The following is a 17,502-nucleotide window of genomic DNA, read 5'->3' on the forward strand; positions in this document are numbered from 1 at the left end:
AGCTACTGAGTTTAATAACAAAAGTATAAAGAATTTCATTTGTTAAAATTTGAAATAGAGAGTAGACTTGTTTAGGCAAGCGTTCCAACAAATACCCATCAGGAGATGATTTTGATGAAAGCTTTGAGATGGCATGCTGTCAAAGATTTGAGATTGGAAAACATTGAGGAACCTAAGCCTTTCAAGGGCGAGGTTAAAATAAAAGTGGAATGGTGCGGTATATGCGGCAGTGATTTGCACGAATATACGGCAGGGCCGATCTTTATCCCTCTGGAAACTCACCCCCTCAGCGGTGATAAAGCCCCTATTGTAATGGGTCACGAGTTTTCCGGACAAGTGGTTGAAGTTGGAGAAGGCGTAACAAGAGCAAGTGTTGGAGATCGGGTCGTTGTCGAGCCGATTTATGCGTGCGGAACATGTCAGGCATGTAAGCAAGGACATTATAATCTGTGTGATAAAATGGGCTTTTATGGACTGGCCGGCGGTGGCGGCGGTTTTTCTGAATACGCAGCTGTACCTGAGGTAATGATTCATAAAATTCCGGAGTCTGTATCCTATGAGCAGGGAGCTCTTGTTGAACCTTCTGCGGTAGCTCTTCATGCGGTACGCTCCAGCAAATTAAAGGTTGGTGACAAAGCGGTTGTATTTGGGACAGGCCCTATCGGTCTGCTCGTTATTGAAGCGCTGAAAGCTTCCGGAGCATCCGAGATTTATGCGGTAGAGCTTTCGGAGGAACGCAAACAGAAGGCTACTGAGCTCGGCGCTATCGTCATTGATCCGAAACAATATGATGCTGTTGAAGAAATTCATAAGCGGACAAACGGCGGTGCCGATGTTTCCTTTGAAGTCACCGGCGTTCCACCGGTACTGGCTCAGGCAATCAAATCAACCAAGCTCGGCGGCGAAACGATGATCGTCAGCATTTTTGAAAAAGAGGCATCCATCCACCCGCAAGATATCGTGCTAAAAGAACGTACCGTAACAGGGATTATCGGATATCGGGATGTTTTCCCGGCTGTGATTAGCCTGATGGCACAAGGTTATTTCCCTGCGGATAAACTGGTGACCAAGCGAATCACATTGGATGAAGTGATCGATGAAGGCTTTGAAGGTTTGCTCAGAGAAAGAAATCAAGTGAAAATTCTCGTCAAAGCTGAATAAAGAAATGACGGACCGGAATTCCATGAAAGAATGGGATTCCGGTTTTTGGTCTTTCTTCTTAGAAGTACATCGATAACGTTTTTCTTATTTTGTTATCATTACTTACATAATATTCATGTAACCGCCTTATTTTAACATGCTTGAAGCTGACTTCTTTCGGTTATAACCTCTCATATAAGGGACATAATGCATGAAGGACTGTCGACTCAATATAAGAGGTTGTTCAAAAAGTCCGCTTTTGATAAGAAAACCTCTAACGAGGCCATTCAAGGATGAGCGACCGCGATTCAAAGGTTGGTTTTGTTGCGATATAGAATTTCATCAGCGTAGCTAGATAACTTATAAATTCTATATCTATCACGAAGTGAATCAGGAAGTGGGCTCGGCATCGAATCTTGAATTCAGCTAAAATGTTTCCTCCGGAAACATCTCAGGTGCTCACGTACCCAAAACAGCTGATGCTTCCGAAGACGTTTTCTACGAAAACGTGCAGCTCCGCTCCTCTGTCCCTAGCTTCATCCAACTCAAGCGTTTTGAAAAAACGCACATCGGAAGCATAAGCTTCGGTGCTGAAAACCGACCTTTTTGAACACGCAATATGAGAAATGAAAATTGTCTTATGGAAATGAAACGGCACAGATGATACAATAAGAGTCAAAATGATATTCTCAACATTCCTAACTGCCTTATATCCCAAGAATCATCACAGGTGGAACGGAATTCAAGCACCGTATTTGAGGAGGACGAATCATGACAACGAATCAAACAATTGACAACTTGTCCATTGCTACAATCCGGACACTGGCTATTGATGCCATTGAAAAAGCTAAATCCGGTCATCCCGGCATGCCGATGGGTTCAGCACCTATGGGTTACCAGCTGTTTGCCAAAACAATGAATCATAACCCGGACCAACCTACATGGATCAACCGCGACCGTTTTGTACTATCCGCTGGTCACGGCTCGATGCTGCTATACAGCTTGCTTCACCTGAGCGGATATGATCTTTCTATTGAAGATCTGAAGCAGTTCCGTCAATGGGGTAGTAAAACACCGGGCCACCCGGAATTTGGTCACACTGCTGGCGTTGATGCAACGACAGGGCCACTGGGTCAAGGTATTGCAATGGCTGTTGGTATGGCTATGGCTGAAGCTCACATGGGCACAGTATATAATAAAGATAACTTTAAGGTCGTTGACCATTTCACGTATGGCATTTGTGGCGACGGCGATTTGATGGAAGGTGTGTCTGCTGAGGCAGCTTCGATGGCAGGTCACCTGAAGCTGGGCAAGCTGATCATGCTTTATGATTCCAATGATATTTCACTTGACGGTGAATTAAATCTTGCATTCTCCGAAAATGTAGCACAGCGCTTTGAAGCATACGGCTGGCAAGTACTCCGCGTAGAAGACGGTAACGATCTGCCTGCGATTGAGAAAGCTATTGCGGAAGGCCAGGCTGACCTGAACCGTCCGACTCTGATCGAAGTGAAGACCGTTATCGGTTACGGAAGTCCGAACAAACAAGGTAAAGGCGGTCACGGCGGTACTCACGGATCTCCACTCGGAACTGAGGAAGCCAAGCTGACTAAAGAATTCTACAAATGGGTTTATGAAGAGGATTTCTATGTTCCAGAAGAGGTTCGTGAGCATTTCGGCCTTGTAAAAGAGCGTGGAATTGCATCCTTTAAAGCATGGGAAGAGCAGTTCGAGAAATACAAAGCAGCTTATCCTGAGCTTGCAGCACAGTTTGAACAAGCTGTATCCGGCGAGCTGGCAGAAGGCTGGGACAAGGATCTGCCGAACTACACGACGGAAGATAAAGCGGTATCTACCCGTATTGCTTCCGGTAAAGCTCTGAATGGCTTGATTGAAGGCGTACCGAATTTATTGGGTGGCTCTGCCGACCTGGAGAGCTCCACAATGACACATCTGAACGGTCTGGCTTCTTTCACAGCTAATAGCTACGAAGGACGTAACGTTTACTATGGAGTTCGTGAATTTGCAATGGCAGCTGCCATGAACGGTGTTGCTCTGCACGGCGGACTCAAAATTTTCGGCGGCACATTCTTCGTATTTACGGATTATTTGCGTCCGGCTGTACGTTTGGCTGCGATTATGAAGCTACCTGTAACTTATGTATTGACACATGACAGTATTGCAGTTGGGGAAGACGGCCCGACTCACGAACCGATCGAGCAGCTTGCATCCCTGCGTATTATTCCAGGTCTGACTGTTATCCGTCCTGCGGATGCGAACGAAACGTCAGCTGCATGGGCTTATGCAGCAGAGAACCAGGATCGCCCTGTAGCCCTCGTATTGACTCGTCAAAACTTGCCAATTCTTGATGCTACGGCTGATAACGCGCGTGAAGGTATCAAGCGTGGTGCTTATGTTGTAGCTGATGCGAAGGAAGGCAAGGCACAGGCGCAGATTATTGCGACAGGTTCCGAAGTTCAACTGGCTGTGAAAGCACAAGAAGCGCTTGCTGAGGAAGGCATTCAGGTCCGTGTGATCAGCATGCCAAGCTGGGATCTCTTTGATCAGCAGGATCAGGCTTACAAAGATTCTGTCCTGCTGCCTGACGTGAAAGCCCGTCTTGCTGTGGAAATGGCTCATCCGTTCGGATGGGAGCGTTATGTCGGCGATAAAGGCGCTATTCTGGGCATCTCCACGTTCGGTGCTTCGGCTCCTGGCGATCGCGTGATTTCAGAATATGGCTTTACAGTAGAAAATGTGGTTAGCCGCGTGAAATCGCTGCTCTAATCACCATAACGTTCAACATCATGATTGGATAGATATCGACACCCGCAAATGTTGCGGGTGTCGATCTATATATACATATTTTGAATAACTATTTGCTGCTGGACTCCTCGGGAATATCGACAATAACGCCTTTGTAGGACGGATCATGATTATCCAGTTCGACTTCACCGCCAGCGAGTGTACCTTTGCTGTTGATCAAACCGTAATAGGTTGCACCGACAGGATAGCGGAAGATAAATTGGGCAATGGTCCAATCCTTAACGTTGGGCTGTGTGCCGATTTCGTTCTTGAAAGTGGCCGTCAGAAAGAATAAGTTGCTGTGCTTCTTGCCTGCGTTACCAAGCTTGGCCTGCCATATTAATTCGGCTGTATTGTTGTGAATTTCATAATAACTGATAAGATCGTTATCCAGAATAAAGTACTTGTCCCATTTACCTTTAGGAAAATAATAGTTCATGCCCTGCATTTCCATATAAGTCCTCTCAAGCTCTGCTTGAGGAAGCTTCGATATGTGCGGAACCGTTATAGCCGCATTCCGTGCGGTGGAAAGATCCTTGCTCTTCAAATCGGCAATCGTCTCGGAACGGGGTTTGGTTACGTATGCGGTCTTCGCAGGACCATTCCAGTATACCTTTGCGCTGAATGCATCAGCTACGGCCCGCAACGGAATCATCATCTTTCCTTTGTGGAGAAACGGTGCGACTATAAGCGTCTGTTTGTTGCCATTGTTTTGCATGGTTTTGCTGCCGGCGGATACAATGACTGTTGTACCTTTACCGGTGATGCTTACCTGCTTCTTCACCTTGTCGTACTGGTAGTCATAGTCTCCGAGCCCTTTAAGGTCGGTTAGAGTGACGAAGGTGTTTCCTTCCCTAACTAACACCTCTCCGTAGGCTTTATCGCTGTTAATGTAAGCCATAGGAGTTGAAACGGAAACCGTGGTTGAGGCAGCTTTCACCTGTTGGGTGCTGAACGAGGGCGTCAAAATTGCTGCTAGGACGGCAGTTGTAGTCAGTATTTTAAATCCTTTGAATTTAATAATGGTAATTCCTCCTTTTACTGTGAATAACGTTATATACCGGGAAAGGTTGCAGCATTGATATATCCGGATATAAAAAAACCTGCCTTCCCGACGTCAATCCTTTGCAATACAAGGAGTGACATCGATGAAAGCAGCTGTAATCCTGTCATGTATTACTGCTCTTTTTGTCCGCCGATGGTCTGACCGATCCAAGCTTCGTAACATTTCACGACAGCTGAAAGATCCTCTTCCCCGTAGCCTTCACTTGCACCTGCCTGGAACAAGCTTTTCGCCAGGTTCAGCATGGGCGAAGGCATGCCGATTCCATCCGTGAGGGAAGAGGCAAGCTTCAAATCTTTGAGCATCAGGGCGAGAGAGAATTGGTTGCTGAAATCACCTTCAATGATCTTACGGCCTTTCAGATCTGCGGCTTTACTTCCTGCCGATCCAAGCTGGACGAGCTCCAGGAAGTTGTCAGCCGGGATACCGGATTTGGCTGCAATGGCAAACCCTTCGGCCAGGGCAAGGTTGTTGATCCCGACCATCGTGTTATGGGCTAGCTTGGCTACAGCACCGCTGCCGTTTGGTCCCATGTGAATGACCTTTTTGCCGAGGGTATCGAACACATCAGCTTGGGCTTCAATCACGGCTGCATCTCCACCGACCATAAATACGAGGGTGCCGTCGATAGCTGCTGGTTTGCTGCCCGTGACAGGTGCGTCAAGGAAGGAAGCGCCTTGAGCTGATACCGTAGCAGCGATTTCCTTAACGAGGTCCGGTGAGATGGTACTGCAGTCGATAACGGTCATGCCTTCAGTTAATGAGGAGAGGATGCCGTTCTCGCCATAAAAAACGTCACGAACGGAGTCATCGTTGCTCACCATCGTAATGACAACGTCTGCTCCTTCCGAGGCTTCTCGCGGGGTTGGGGAAGTAGAAGCCCCTTGTTCTGCGAGCGGGCGGCATTTCTCATCTGTACGGTTGTATACCGTTACTTCATAGTCTCGTTTAAGCAGATTGGAAGCCATGGGAGCGCCCATGGTGCCAAGGCCAACAAATGCGATTTTTTTCATAAATATCACCTTCATATGTAATTTCTTCGAACGCGTTAATCTTAACACGCGACTATGGTATATTCTACACCTCGTTGCTGCGGAGCGGGCAGGTGTTTTATACCATAAGGGCTAAACATGACAGTTCAGAGGCGAAACTTGATCACTCCAGCAAATTAAAGTATTCTATTATAAATGTTGACTCTCTCTACAAGATAAAACAGGAGGCTGTAAACTAATGTCGAAAAAAGTTAAGTTTGACTACAGCAAGGCTCTATCTTTTATTAACCAGCATGAAATCGATTATTTGGCGGAGCCGATTCGCACGGCTCATAATCAGTTACATAACCAAACCGGCGCAGGTTCGGATTACCTTGGATGGATCGACCTGCCGACTCAATATGATAAAGAGGAATTCGCACGGATCCAGAAGGCTGCTGCGAAGATCCAAAGTGATTCTGAAGTTCTGATCGTCATTGGTATCGGCGGTTCTTACCTCGGCGCCCGTGCAGCTATTGAAATGCTGTCCCACTCCTTCTATAACATTCTTCCGAAGGACAAGCGCAAGACTCCGGAAATTTATTTTGCAGGTAACAATATCAGCTCCACTTATGTGAACCACCTGCTTGAGCTGGTTGACGGCAAGGATTTTTCCGTTAACATTATTTCTAAATCCGGTACGACTACAGAGCCGGCTATCGCTTTCCGTATTTTCCGTGCAGCACTTGAGAAGAAGTATGGCAAGGAAGAAGCACGTAAGCGCATCTATGCAACAACCGATAAAGAGAAGGGCGCGCTCAAGAAACTTTCGAATGAAGAAGGTTATGAATCCTTCATCATTCCAGACGATGTTGGCGGACGTTACTCTGTTCTGACCGCTGTAGGCCTTCTGCCGATCGCTACAGCAGGTATCAATATTGAAGAAATGATGCAGGGTGCAGCTGACGCTTCCAAGGAATACAGCAACCCGAACGTGGCAGAGAACGAAGCTTATCAGTATGCAGCTGTCCGCAACGCTCTGTATCGCAAAGGTAAAGGTATCGAAATTCTCGTCAACTATGAGCCTTCCCTGCATTTTGTTTCGGAATGGTGGAAGCAGCTGTTTGGCGAGAGTGAAGGCAAGGACTATAAAGGTATTTATCCGGCGTCTGTGGACTTTTCCACGGATCTGCATTCCATGGGTCAATTTGTGCAGGAAGGCAGCCGAAACATTTTCGAAACCGTCATTCAGGTGGACAACGTATCGAGCCACATTACGATTGAGTCCGATCCAGATGATCTCGATGGCCTCAACTTCCTGACAGGTAAAACAATGGATTTTGTAAACAAAAAAGCGTTCCAAGGCACGATGCTGGCACATACAGACGGCCAGGTTCCTAACTTGATTGTTACAATTCCAGATTTCACTCCCTATTCTTTTGGATATCTGGTATACTTTTTCGAAAAGGCCTGCGGAATCAGCGGTTATCTGTTAGGTGTAAACCCGTTTGACCAGCCGGGCGTGGAAGCGTACAAGAAGAACATGTTCGCTTTGCTTGGCAAGCCGGGTTACGAGAAAGAAAAAGCAGAGCTCGAAGCCAGACTTTCCGAATAACACCATCTAACACATTAGACAGAACAGCTGAAGGAAGCAGTTTTCCGGTTTATTTATGCCGGGAACTGCTTTCTTGGCAATAAGGGGTTGAAATCGGCATATGCTGGAACGTTACAAAACGGTGAGGTCAACGGGTTCGAAAGAAATCGTCATCAAGAAATCCCGGTTTATCGGGCATGTTATGCCAGTGGAGACCGAGGAGTCCGCGGTCGCATTCATTGAGGAAATGAAGAAGAAGCATTGGAATGCAACTCATAACTGCTCCGCTTATATGATTGGGGAACGGGATGAGATCCAGAAGCAGTCAGACGACGGAGAACCAAGCGGAACGGCAGGTAAGCCGATTCTCGAGGTGATCCGAAACCAGGGGCTTAAAAATGTAGCCATTGTTGTGACACGTTATTTTGGCGGTATTATGCTCGGAGCAGGTGGATTAATCAGAGCCTATACCGATGGTGCTGTCGCGGCCATTGAGGCTGGGGATTCCATCACCCGTGTGCTTCACAGGGAAGTATTTGTCGAACTGGATTATACTTGGCTGGGCAAGGTGGAGAACGAACTACGGAGTCGGAACACTCGAATGGGTGAGACGATGTTTGCAGATAAGGTTACACTGACTTGTCTGCCACTGAATCAGGAAAAAGACATTTTTATCGAATGGATGGTGGATTTAACTCAGGGACAGTCCGTGATTACGGAGGGAGAGCGGTTCTATTTTATTGAAGGGGAATAAATGATATGGCAAGAAGAGCGGTAGAACGGGAGTTGTCAAGGGAGCGTATATTGGAAGCGGCCAGGCATTTGTTTATTACTAAAGGATACCGGGCCATCTCGATGCGGAGCATCGGGCAGCACCTGGGTTACAGCCACGGGTCCTTATATTATCACTTTAAGGAAAAGGCGGAGCTTTTCTACGCCATTGTCATGAAAGACTTCAACGATCTTGCCTTATTACTGAATGAAGCAGCCGGAAAAGCACCTAGTGATGGAGTATCTAAGCTGGAACAGCTTTTGCTTGAATTCGTTCGGTTCGGACTGAACAATCCTTATCAATATGAAATCATGTTTATGATCAGGGATGAAGAGCTGCTTGCTTACTGTCGTTCCGAGCAAAGTCGGTGCTTCGATATGTTCTCGGCACTGGTTCGTCAGCATTTGCTTGATAATGTTTATTGTGATGAGGAAAGACGTAACTTGCCCCACACCTTGTTTTTGTCGATACACGGCTTCATTTCGTTTTATATTCAGGACAGGATTAGTTTTGAGGAGATTAAGCCAGCCGCCGTCTCTCATGTAAAAGTACTGTGCCGAAGTTTATACAGCAGAGTGTAACCCCCACTTATATATGTAAGGGGGCGAATTTTTTCAAGCTTGTACTTCACCGAATTACTTCGTTGTAGCGTTGAAACGTCAATTTCCTAATGAATGAAAGACAGGAGTCAGCTTTGAAATCGCTGCCTGTCTTTTTTTGTCTTCATTAGATTATTTTACCCGAATAAGTCCAAAAGATGGATTGACGATCATAATCTCCTTTTGGTAAAGTGTTTATAACATTAATACCAAGTATACTAATAGGAAATATGAGTTTACGAAGTTGACCGGACCGTCCGGAGGCAGGAGGTACGAATCTTGACAGCGCTGATCCGTCATAAAGGTTGGAAGTGGGGATTTAGAAGCACGATTTTGCTCTATTTTGGCGTACTTGTTGTCCTTCCGGTATTAGGAGTGTATGTGCAGTCATTTTCCGCCGGATGGGAGCATTTTGCGGCCAGTCTGCTGGATCCGATCGCCTGGAAAGCTGTTCTACTAACGTTGAAGCTGGGATTCATCTCTGCGCTGATCAACATTGTGGTTGGCACAATGGTTGCATGGGTGCTGACCCGATATCGCTTTCCCGGCAGGACGCTACTGAACAGTCTCGTTGATTTACCGTTCGCTTTGCCGACGGCGGTGGGGGGACTGATGATCCTGCTTCTACTGGGGCCAGGTAGCCTGATTGGGCAGGTTGCGGAAGGTCTTGGTTTTGAAATTGTGTTTCACCAGCCCGCTATTGTGATTGCCATGGTCTTTGTGACTTTTCCATTTGTTATACGTGCAGTTCAGCCACTCCTTGAGGAGCTAGAGCCGTCCCAGGAAGAAGCGGCTTACACGATGGGGGCTTCGAAGGCTCGTACTTTTTTTCGTGTGATTCTTCCATCCATGAGCCCGGGAATTATTAGCGGCGGGATGCTGGCTTTGTCCAGGGCAATCGCGGAATTCGGCGCCGTTGTGCTGGTAGCCGGCAACATTCCGGGACGAACACTCGTGGCGTCTGTCTTCATCTATGGTGAAATAGAAAGTGATAATCCAGCCGGTGCGGCAGCGGTATCTGTATTGCTCCTTACCCTGTCTTTTATCGTTCTATGGATTATGAACCGGGTGCAGCAGAGGAGGGGATGGACGTGAGAAAGTTAACGATTGGACTTACGTATGCGGTGTTCTTCATTCTTCTGATTGCTCCCCTATCCAAAATTGTTACAGGGGCATTCAGCGGCGGGTTGGTCGGATTGGGTAAGGCGCTAGGAAGACCCGAGGCGATCCACGCACTGCTGATGACGGGGTCTATCGTGGTCATTGTGACATTGCTGAATGCTCTGTTCGGCATTATGTTGGCTCTTTATCTCGTTCGGGCGACGTGGCTCAGCGGGAAAATAAAAAGCTTGCTGAACAGCATTGTGGATCTTCCATATGCGGTGTCACCCGTCATCGGCGGTCTGATGATCGTACTTATTTTGGGACCGGACAGTATTATCGGAGGATTTCTTGAAGGAGCCGGCTTTAAGGTCGTGTATGCTTTCCCCGGTATGGTCATTGCGACGCTGTTTGTTACCTTCCCACTGATGGTTCGTGAAGTTATGCCTGTTCTGCAGGAAATAGGTACGGATCAGGAGCAGGCAGCCTCGACGCTTGGTGCATATGGCTGGATGACCTTCCGGAAGGTAACCTGGCCTATGATCCGTTGGGCCGTTGTTTATGGGATGGTACTGACGATTGCCCGCTCACTGGGAGAGTTCGGTGCTGTTCTTGTGGTTTCAGGAAACATCATGAATAGGACGCAAACCGCAACAACCCTCGTATATCAGGATGTTGAGAATTTTAATGTTGCGGCGGCGAGTGGGGTTGCCTTGGTGCTGGCTGCTTTTTCAGCGGGCCTCTTGCTCTTGATGGAATGGGTCAAAAAGAGAAAGGAAGTGCATTGATATGCATGTGCAAGTTCGTGATCTGAACAAACATTTCGGCACCTTTCATGCTGTGAAGGATGTCAGCTTCGATATTGAGAAGGGGCATTTAATCGGACTTCTCGGTCCAAGTGGCGGCGGCAAAACGTCCATACTACGTATGTTGGCAGGACTCGAAACCCCTGATTCCGGTCAAATCTGTTTCCATGGTCAGGTCGTGAACGACATACCGCCCCAAGAACGCGGCATCGGGTTTGTGTTTCAGAACTATGCGCTATTCAAGCATATGACGGTATTTGATAATATCGCATTCGGATTGAAGGTGAAGAAAGCTCCCAAGGCCAAGATAAAAGACCGGGTGATGGAGCTGGTGGAATTGACGGGACTCAGTGGATTTGAACGTCGTTATCCCCACCAACTGTCCGGTGGACAGCGTCAGCGAGTTGCCTTTGCCCGGGCTTTGGCACCAGAGCCGCAGCTGCTTCTGCTCGATGAGCCTTTTGCCGCCATTGATGCAAAGATCCGCCAGGAACTTCGTTCATGGTTGAGGGAATTGATTGAACGGGTAGGCATTACATCAATTTTTGTGACTCATGACCAGGATGAAGCGATTGAGGTTGCTGATGAGATTATGATTATCAATCAGGGTCGGGTAGAACAGAAAGGGACACCGTGGGATATTTACAAGGAGCCGACAACACCATTTGTTGCGACCTTTATCGGCGAATCTACCATAGTTGAGAATGCATCGGATTTGAAAGGATTTGATGCTACCGCGAACGGACCGCAAGCTCAAGCGTTAATCCGTCCTGAATATATCGAGATCGGCGGAGAGCATGACTTTCCTATCCTTTCGGCCACCGAAAAGGGTATCGTCAGACATCTGCATTTTCGCGGAAGTGAATGGCTTGTTGAAGTAGAGGTTAACGGATATAAGCTAATTACTTATCGTTCCTTGGAGAAAGAAACTCTGCAGCCCGGACAAGACGTTCGTGTGCTTGTACATCGTGCTTATTTGTTTAACGACGAGAACAGCTGGATTGAGGAGAACCGGCTCAAGGTTGATCCGATGCCGATCATGATCTGATATATGAGGGAGGAGGGAGAGGATGAGGAAACGGTATCGGTTGGTGAAAGTTTCCCATAGCATTGGGATGGGCATGCTTCTCCTGCTTCTCCCGTTGCTGGCAGGTTGTGCAGACAGTAATGTGAATGAAAAGACGGCATCTGCACAACCCGGTGAACGTTTACTAGTCATTGGCGCTTACAGCGTGGCCCGGGATGCGATGGCTGAAATTGTGCCTGCTTTTCGGGAGAAGTGGCTTGAGCAGACTGGCGAGCGAATTAACTTCCAGGAATCTTACGAGGCGTCCGGTACACAGGCCCGCTCCATTACAGGAGGTTTTGAAGCAGATGTTACTCTGCTGGCGCTAGAAGGGGATGTGGATAAGCTGGTGAAATCCGGTCTTGTGGAAAAGGACTGGAACCAGCAGCCTTATGGCGGTATGGTTACCCGCTCGATTGTAGTCCTCGGGACAAGGGAAGGCAACCCGAAGGGAATACAGGATTTCGATGATCTTGTAAGGCCTGATGTGAAAGTGCTGTACCCGAATCCGAAGACGTCCGGCGGTGCACAGTGGGATATTAATGCGATATATGGTGCGGGCCTAAAACGTTCCGAAGAGCAGGGAGGCAAGGATCCCGCTGCGGCTAAAGCTTTTCTGAAGCAAGTGCACCGCAACGTGGAGTCGCTAGACAAAAGCGGTCGTGCCTCGATGGCGGCGTTTGAATACGGCGTGGGTGATGTGATCGTCACGTATGAAAATGAGCTGCTGGCGCGAATTGCCCAAGGTGTAAAGTATGACATTGTTATTCCGAAATATACGATGCTGATCGAAAACCCCGCCGCTGTCGTTCACCAATACGCAAAAGAGCACGGAACGCTTGATGTAGCAGAGGCCTTTGTGGAATATTTGCATTCACCGGAAGCGCAGCGTGTATTTATGAAATACGGTTTCCGTCCGGTGGAGGAATCGGTGTACCATGAAGGGAAACAACAATTTCCACAGCCTCCCGGACTTTTTAATATTCAGTATCTCGGCGGCTGGGAGCAGGTGCGTGAAACACTTTATTCGAAGAGGGGAATCTGGTACCAGGTGCTGGCTGGGATATGATGATGCGTGTTTGGGTAAATTCCAGTTAATCCTCCTAAAGTTACTAAAGTAATAACGCCCTCTGCCGAGTATGCGCAGAGGGCGTTATTTATTTAGCCGACAACTAATAGGATGATATTTTTCAAATGAGAGCTGAATCCGTCAGGCTAAGTTTGTTGTTACTTTCCCACTCTTCCCGTGTTATCCCCATCCGAATGGAGTCATAATATACACCTTCATAGTATCGGCACTGGCGCATACGGCCTTCTAGCTGCATCCCGACCTTCTCGGCACAGCGCATCATTCTGGGGTTTCCCGACCAAGTCGTAATCCCAACCCGGCCTATGTTCAGAGTCTCGAATAAGTAATCCACCCATAAAGAGAGGGCATCTGTACCGTATCCGCCGCTCCAATAATCAGGAGAATAGATGACGATTCCTGCCTCCAGCCAGCGAGTGCCCTTGCTCTCCCAGTAATAAGTGACCATTCCAATGATCTGGCCATCAGCTTCAATGATTAGGTCGTCCGGAAGGTCATCCGAGGTAAAGTTCGTCCCCCATTGCTGTAAAAATTGTTCATACGTTCTGTGGTCCAGCGGAAAATAAGGAGCATCATACTTTTTCCATTCCGGCTGGTCACATCCGTAAATGAGATCGTACAGCACCGGCATATCTTCCATGGCGCGTGTCCGTAGGGTAACCCGTTTTCCTTGTAACAATACTTTTTTCATCGTGTGAAAAATCCTCCGTATCATATCATTATCCATTTGCTTAAAATGTCAATTGTTCCTATTTCAACAACCATCAGCTGTATTCCTTTATTTCCAAGCCATGCAAATAAATTCAGTCTGGAGACAACTTCCTTGAAAAAAATAACGTTTATAAATATATGAAAATATACAGAACATGTTATGGCAAAAGGGAAGGAGAAAGACTTTTATGACTAGAAAATGGATTCTATGGGGCTTATGCATACTTCTTGTATTGCCAGCTTGCGGGATAAATGAGTCAACCGATAAACAGCATTCACAGAAAGAGGGGCGGCAACTAACGCTTGATCCTAAAGAAAGAGCCGCTGTCCTCGATAAATTGGATAAAAAAATCGTAGAGGCACAAAATGCATTTGGTCTGCGTCTTCACCAGAAGATATCGAAGCAGGGGACCGGAGACAATGTCATCATCTCTCCATACAGCCTATCTGCGGCTCTGGCTTTGGCCTATAACGGAAGTGCTGGTGATACAGCGAAGGAAATGGAGCGGGTTCTAGGCTGGAGTGATATGGGTCTTGCCCAGGTGAATGATGCCAACCGTCAGCTGAAATCGCTTCTGGAACATGGGGGCGGAGCGACACTGAATATTGCTAATTCTGTATGGATTCAGAACCAATTTGTAATAAAGGAATCATACTTGAATGTGGTTAAAGATCGATACGACGCAGAAATCAAGATGACGGATTTAAGTCACGACGATTCCGTTAAGGAAATTAACAGCTGGGTAGATCAGAAAACAAACGGGAAGATTACCGAACTGTATAAGGACCCTCCATTTACCAAAGCTGTCCTAATCAATGCCATTTATTTTAACGGAGGGTGGATGGATGAATTCGATCCCCAGCGCACAAAAGAGGAGAATTTCACATTGGCGGATGGGACCGTTAAGAGGGTTCCTATGATGAAGCAGGAGCGGGGATTCAGTTACAAGGAAAGTGACAAATGGCAGGCTGTGCGCCTTCCATATGGGGACGGACGGATGCATATGCTCGTTGTTGTCCCGAGCAAAGAATCATCACTTGATGAACTACATAAGGAGCTGTGGAGAGACCCATCGATATGGCAGGACGAGTATTCGTTTGAGACGGTGAAGCTGGAGCTTCCCCGTTTTAAGGCTGAGTTGTCAGCAGAGCTAACCGATGTGCTTAAGGCAGCTGGAATCCGGAAAGCTTTCGATCCAAAGACGGCTGATTTTAGCGCCATGGCTGAATCGCCATTATATATCGGAAGAGTACAGCATAAAGTGGTAGTGGATGTAAACGAAAAGGGGACAGAGGCGGCTGCAGTCACATCGATTGATATGCCGACCAGTGCAGCACCGCTGCAAAACCCGATTAAGATGATTGCAGACCGACCGTTTTTTTTCGCGATTGAAGATCGGGACACGGAAACCTGGCTGTTCATGGGGTCCGTCACCAATCCCTAGCATATAATAAATGATCAAATATTTCCCATAAAATAGGTAACTTTGTTATAATGGTCGAATAATAGTAAATTGAACAACAAGGGGAGTATATGATGTGCCTATGTCCATTCCAAAGCCGAATTTATTCATTGGTTCATCCAGAGAAGCCATCAAGTATGCCCGCGCCATTCATGAACAAATCAAGAGGACAGCTCAGGTAACACCGTGGTATGGTGGAACATTCGGGGCCAATGCGTATACGATGGAAGCACTGGAGCGGCAGCTGGAACAAAGTGACTTCGGCGTGTTCGTATTTTCTCCCGACGATGTGGCTCTTATTCGGGGAAAGCATGTTTTCATAACGAGGGACAACACCCTGTTTGAGATGGGGTTGTTCTGGGGAAGGTTAGGAAGGCGACGAGTTTTTTGCATCGTGCCTGATCAGGTGGAACCTGACGATCAATTGATTCAGGATGTCACGATAAAAGAATATCATCTTCTATCCGATCTGCAGGGACTTACGCTCTTGGAATACGAGCTGCGGAGTGATCAGGATTACAAGTCGGCGGTGGATGTCGCCTGTGGACACATCATAAACGCGATTGAAGCAGAGTCATTTTTTAATAACCCGACCGAAGTCATCGAGCAGAAGGAAGCTGAGCTGAAGCGTAAGCAAAGTGTGCTCCATTTTTTCTGGGAGTATAATCGTAATGTGAATGTAACGGATCTCTCTGAGAAATATCACGCACTTAGCGAAGCGGTGCGTAATTCTTTGCTTCCGCCTACGCGAGGAGACTTCCGCGTCACCGGAGCTGCATTTTGGGCGAAATCTGGAAATGATGGAATGGCTCAGCTCGGAGGTAATATAGGAAGAGGACGTTTTTTTTCGTTTAACGCAAATGACAGTAATAGGGGTACCCAGCAGTCGATTTACGTGATAGACGTCTATAACACCGGTAAATGGGCATTTTATCACGAAGAGGAAGTTGCGCAGGTGTATGTGTTCTGCTATCCTTTAGGTGTAAATCATGTTTTATCGGTTCATTTAACAGGACATCAGACGCTATCTGACGAAGAACTTGGAGAAGTCGTTGAGCATAATCGTGAACTGCTTCGAACCATCAGGCATTTAGTTGGAGGGGATTCCGTATGAGCAGGAATGAGAAAAAGAAGATTGCAGGAAATCTTGGGTCCGCCAGCAGTCATTGGGTGGTCCGCGGAAGTATTCCTGTGGAGGGTGCTTTGAAACCGCGCGAGCGTTCTGGGAGACGACAGAAGAAATCAAGCATTTATATCGGTCCTTCCGTAGAAGGTACAGATAAGAAGTATGTTAAAGTTATCAGCGGAGCGGTAGATGACAAGAAGCCCTCATTTGCATAATTCATAATGAAACTGCCGGGTTTCCGGTGTAATCATAGGTTAGATGTAAGCCGTTCGGCATGCTGCCGGCGGCTTTTATTGAGATATAAGAAGGTATCAACTTCATTTCTCATGGACAGGGAGAAGGGGAACAGCATGGATACATTAACTTTTTTAGGCACGGGAGATGCTATGGGGGTACCGCGTGTGTACTGCGATTGCGGGGTATGTACTGAAGCTCGCTCCTTCGGGAACAATCGCCGACTGCGTTCTTCTGTCATGGTAGAGGACGGACAGAATAGGTTTATGATTGACTGTGGTCCGGATTGGCGGAATATGATGGAAACAAACGGAATTCGGCAGGTGAACCATATGCTGATCACCCATGCACATTTCGATCATATCGGAGGACTTCCCGAATGGTCTGATGCCTGTCGGTGGCTTAGGGTCAAAGGAAGCCTATATGCTCCTCGGGAAGTGTTGGAACAGATCCAGCGGCAGTATCCTTGGCTGTCGAATCATATGATAATAACAGAGGTAGATGACGGCATTACACTTTGCGGCTGGGATATTTCATGCTGGAAGGTGAATCATGGAAAGAATGGTTATTCTCATGCGTATCGGTTGGAAAAGAACGGATTCTCCTGGGTGTATAACTCGGATTCGATCAACTTGAACGACAAGGAAAAGAAGCCGCTATACGGTTTGGATCTCCTTGTGCTCGGTACAAGCTTTGTCCATGAGACGGCGGAGTTTTCAACCCGGTCTGTGTATGACATGAAGGAAGCGGCTGAACTGTTGGCAGAGGTAAAGCCCCAGAAGGCTATTTATACTCATATGTCACATGACGTGGATGTCAATCAGCAGATTGATCTTCCTCCAGGGACGGTTCTGGCCGCTGCCGGTAGGAGTCTGAAGCTGTCCCGCTAAGGATTGCTTTATCATTGTAATTTTATAAAAGAGGCTCGAACCTAGGCATTCAAAACCTTGGATACGAGCCTCTT

16 protein-coding genes are annotated in these 17,502 nt (G+C 47.3%); 13 read left to right on the plus strand and 3 right to left on the minus strand.

The annotated features are described in order from the left end of the window. The first annotated feature begins 114 nt into the window (after nt 1-114). Entirely contained in the window at nt 115-1,161 is a 1,047-nt protein-coding gene (locus B9N86_RS05065; protein ID WP_208918048.1) for a 2,3-butanediol dehydrogenase, read from the plus strand. Between the two features lie 750 nt (nt 1,162-1,911). Next, a complete protein-coding gene (gene tkt / locus B9N86_RS05070) occupies nt 1,912-3,927 on the plus strand; it encodes a transketolase (RefSeq protein WP_208918049.1) in 2,016 nt (671 codons plus the stop codon). A gap of 88 nt (nt 3,928-4,015) precedes the next feature. On the opposite strand, the gene B9N86_RS05075 is transcribed toward tkt, so the two are convergent. Both B9N86_RS05075 and B9N86_RS05080 read right to left on the minus strand, forming a co-directional pair. Then, nucleotides 4,016-4,846, minus strand: coding sequence for a copper amine oxidase N-terminal domain-containing protein (locus tag B9N86_RS05075; protein WP_244562953.1), 831 nt, complete (start codon nt 4,844-4,846; stop codon nt 4,016-4,018). A 275-nt stretch (nt 4,847-5,121) separates the two neighbouring features. After that, a complete protein-coding gene (locus B9N86_RS05080; protein ID WP_208918050.1) occupies nt 5,122-6,021 on the minus strand; it encodes an NAD(P)-dependent oxidoreductase in 900 nt (299 codons plus the stop codon). Between the two features lie 217 nt (nt 6,022-6,238). Here B9N86_RS05080 and B9N86_RS05085 point away from each other — a divergent pair, with 217 nt between their 5' ends. The 7 genes from B9N86_RS05085 (at nt 6,239) to B9N86_RS05115 (ending at nt 12,986) form a co-directional block, all read left to right on the plus strand. Then, nucleotides 6,239-7,594 carry a glucose-6-phosphate isomerase gene (locus tag B9N86_RS05085; RefSeq protein ID WP_208918051.1) on the plus strand — a complete coding sequence of 452 codons (1,356 nt, stop codon included), beginning with the start codon at nt 6,239-6,241 and terminating at the stop codon, nt 7,592-7,594. A gap of 100 nt (nt 7,595-7,694) precedes the next feature. After that, nucleotides 7,695-8,327 carry a YigZ family protein gene (locus B9N86_RS05090; protein ID WP_208918052.1) on the plus strand — a complete coding sequence of 211 codons (633 nt, stop codon included), beginning with the start codon at nt 7,695-7,697 and terminating at the stop codon, nt 8,325-8,327. Nucleotides 8,328-8,332: 5 nt separating this feature from the next. After that, complete coding sequence (locus B9N86_RS05095; RefSeq protein WP_208918053.1) at nt 8,333-8,926, plus strand: TetR/AcrR family transcriptional regulator; 594 nt, start codon at nt 8,333-8,335, stop codon at nt 8,924-8,926. 297 nt (nt 8,927-9,223) lie between these two features. Beyond that, complete coding sequence (cysT, locus tag B9N86_RS05100) at nt 9,224-10,039, plus strand: sulfate ABC transporter permease subunit CysT (protein ID WP_208918054.1); 816 nt, start codon at nt 9,224-9,226, stop codon at nt 10,037-10,039. Next, nucleotides 10,036-10,833, plus strand: coding sequence for a sulfate ABC transporter permease subunit (locus B9N86_RS05105; RefSeq protein WP_208918055.1), 798 nt, complete (start codon nt 10,036-10,038; stop codon nt 10,831-10,833). The genes cysT and B9N86_RS05105 overlap by 4 nt, the downstream gene beginning before the upstream one ends. A 1-nt stretch (nt 10,834) precedes the next feature. Then, entirely contained in the window at nt 10,835-11,899 is a 1,065-nt protein-coding gene (locus tag B9N86_RS05110) for a sulfate/molybdate ABC transporter ATP-binding protein (protein WP_208918056.1), read from the plus strand. Nucleotides 11,900-11,921: 22 nt separating this feature from the next. Further along, on the plus strand, nt 11,922-12,986 hold the full coding sequence (locus B9N86_RS05115; RefSeq protein WP_208918057.1) for a sulfate ABC transporter substrate-binding protein: 1,065 nt from the start codon (nt 11,922-11,924) through the stop codon (nt 12,984-12,986). Nucleotides 12,987-13,107: 121 nt separating this feature from the next. Here B9N86_RS05115 and B9N86_RS05120 read toward each other — a convergent pair whose 3' ends face one another. Next, complete coding sequence (locus B9N86_RS05120; protein WP_208918058.1) at nt 13,108-13,695, minus strand: GNAT family N-acetyltransferase; 588 nt, start codon at nt 13,693-13,695, stop codon at nt 13,108-13,110. Nucleotides 13,696-13,903: 208 nt separating this feature from the next. Here B9N86_RS05120 and B9N86_RS05125 point away from each other — a divergent pair, with 208 nt between their 5' ends. The 4 genes from B9N86_RS05125 to B9N86_RS05140 all read left to right on the plus strand — a co-directional run bounded on the left by B9N86_RS05125 (nt 13,904) and on the right by B9N86_RS05140 (nt 17,428). Continuing rightward, nucleotides 13,904-15,160: a serpin family protein gene (locus B9N86_RS05125; protein WP_208918059.1), complete on the plus strand. Its 1,257-nt coding sequence runs from the start codon at nt 13,904-13,906 to the stop codon at nt 15,158-15,160. Nucleotides 15,161-15,260: 100 nt separating this feature from the next. Beyond that, nucleotides 15,261-16,292 carry a TIR domain-containing protein gene (locus B9N86_RS05130; protein WP_208920101.1) on the plus strand — a complete coding sequence of 344 codons (1,032 nt, stop codon included), beginning with the start codon at nt 15,261-15,263 and terminating at the stop codon, nt 16,290-16,292. Next, a complete protein-coding gene (locus tag B9N86_RS05135; RefSeq protein WP_208918060.1) occupies nt 16,289-16,519 on the plus strand; it encodes a hypothetical protein in 231 nt (76 codons plus the stop codon). Before B9N86_RS05130 ends, B9N86_RS05135 begins: the two co-directional genes overlap by 4 nt. A gap of 135 nt (nt 16,520-16,654) precedes the next feature. Next, a complete protein-coding gene (locus B9N86_RS05140) occupies nt 16,655-17,428 on the plus strand; it encodes an MBL fold metallo-hydrolase (RefSeq protein ID WP_208918061.1) in 774 nt (257 codons plus the stop codon). Nucleotides 17,429-17,502: the final 74 nt, after the last annotated feature.

The sequence above is a fragment of the Paenibacillus uliginis N3/975 genome (genome assembly GCF_900177425.1).
GTDB classification, from domain to species: Bacteria; Bacillota; Bacilli; order Paenibacillales; family Paenibacillaceae; genus Paenibacillus_AQ; species Paenibacillus_AQ uliginis.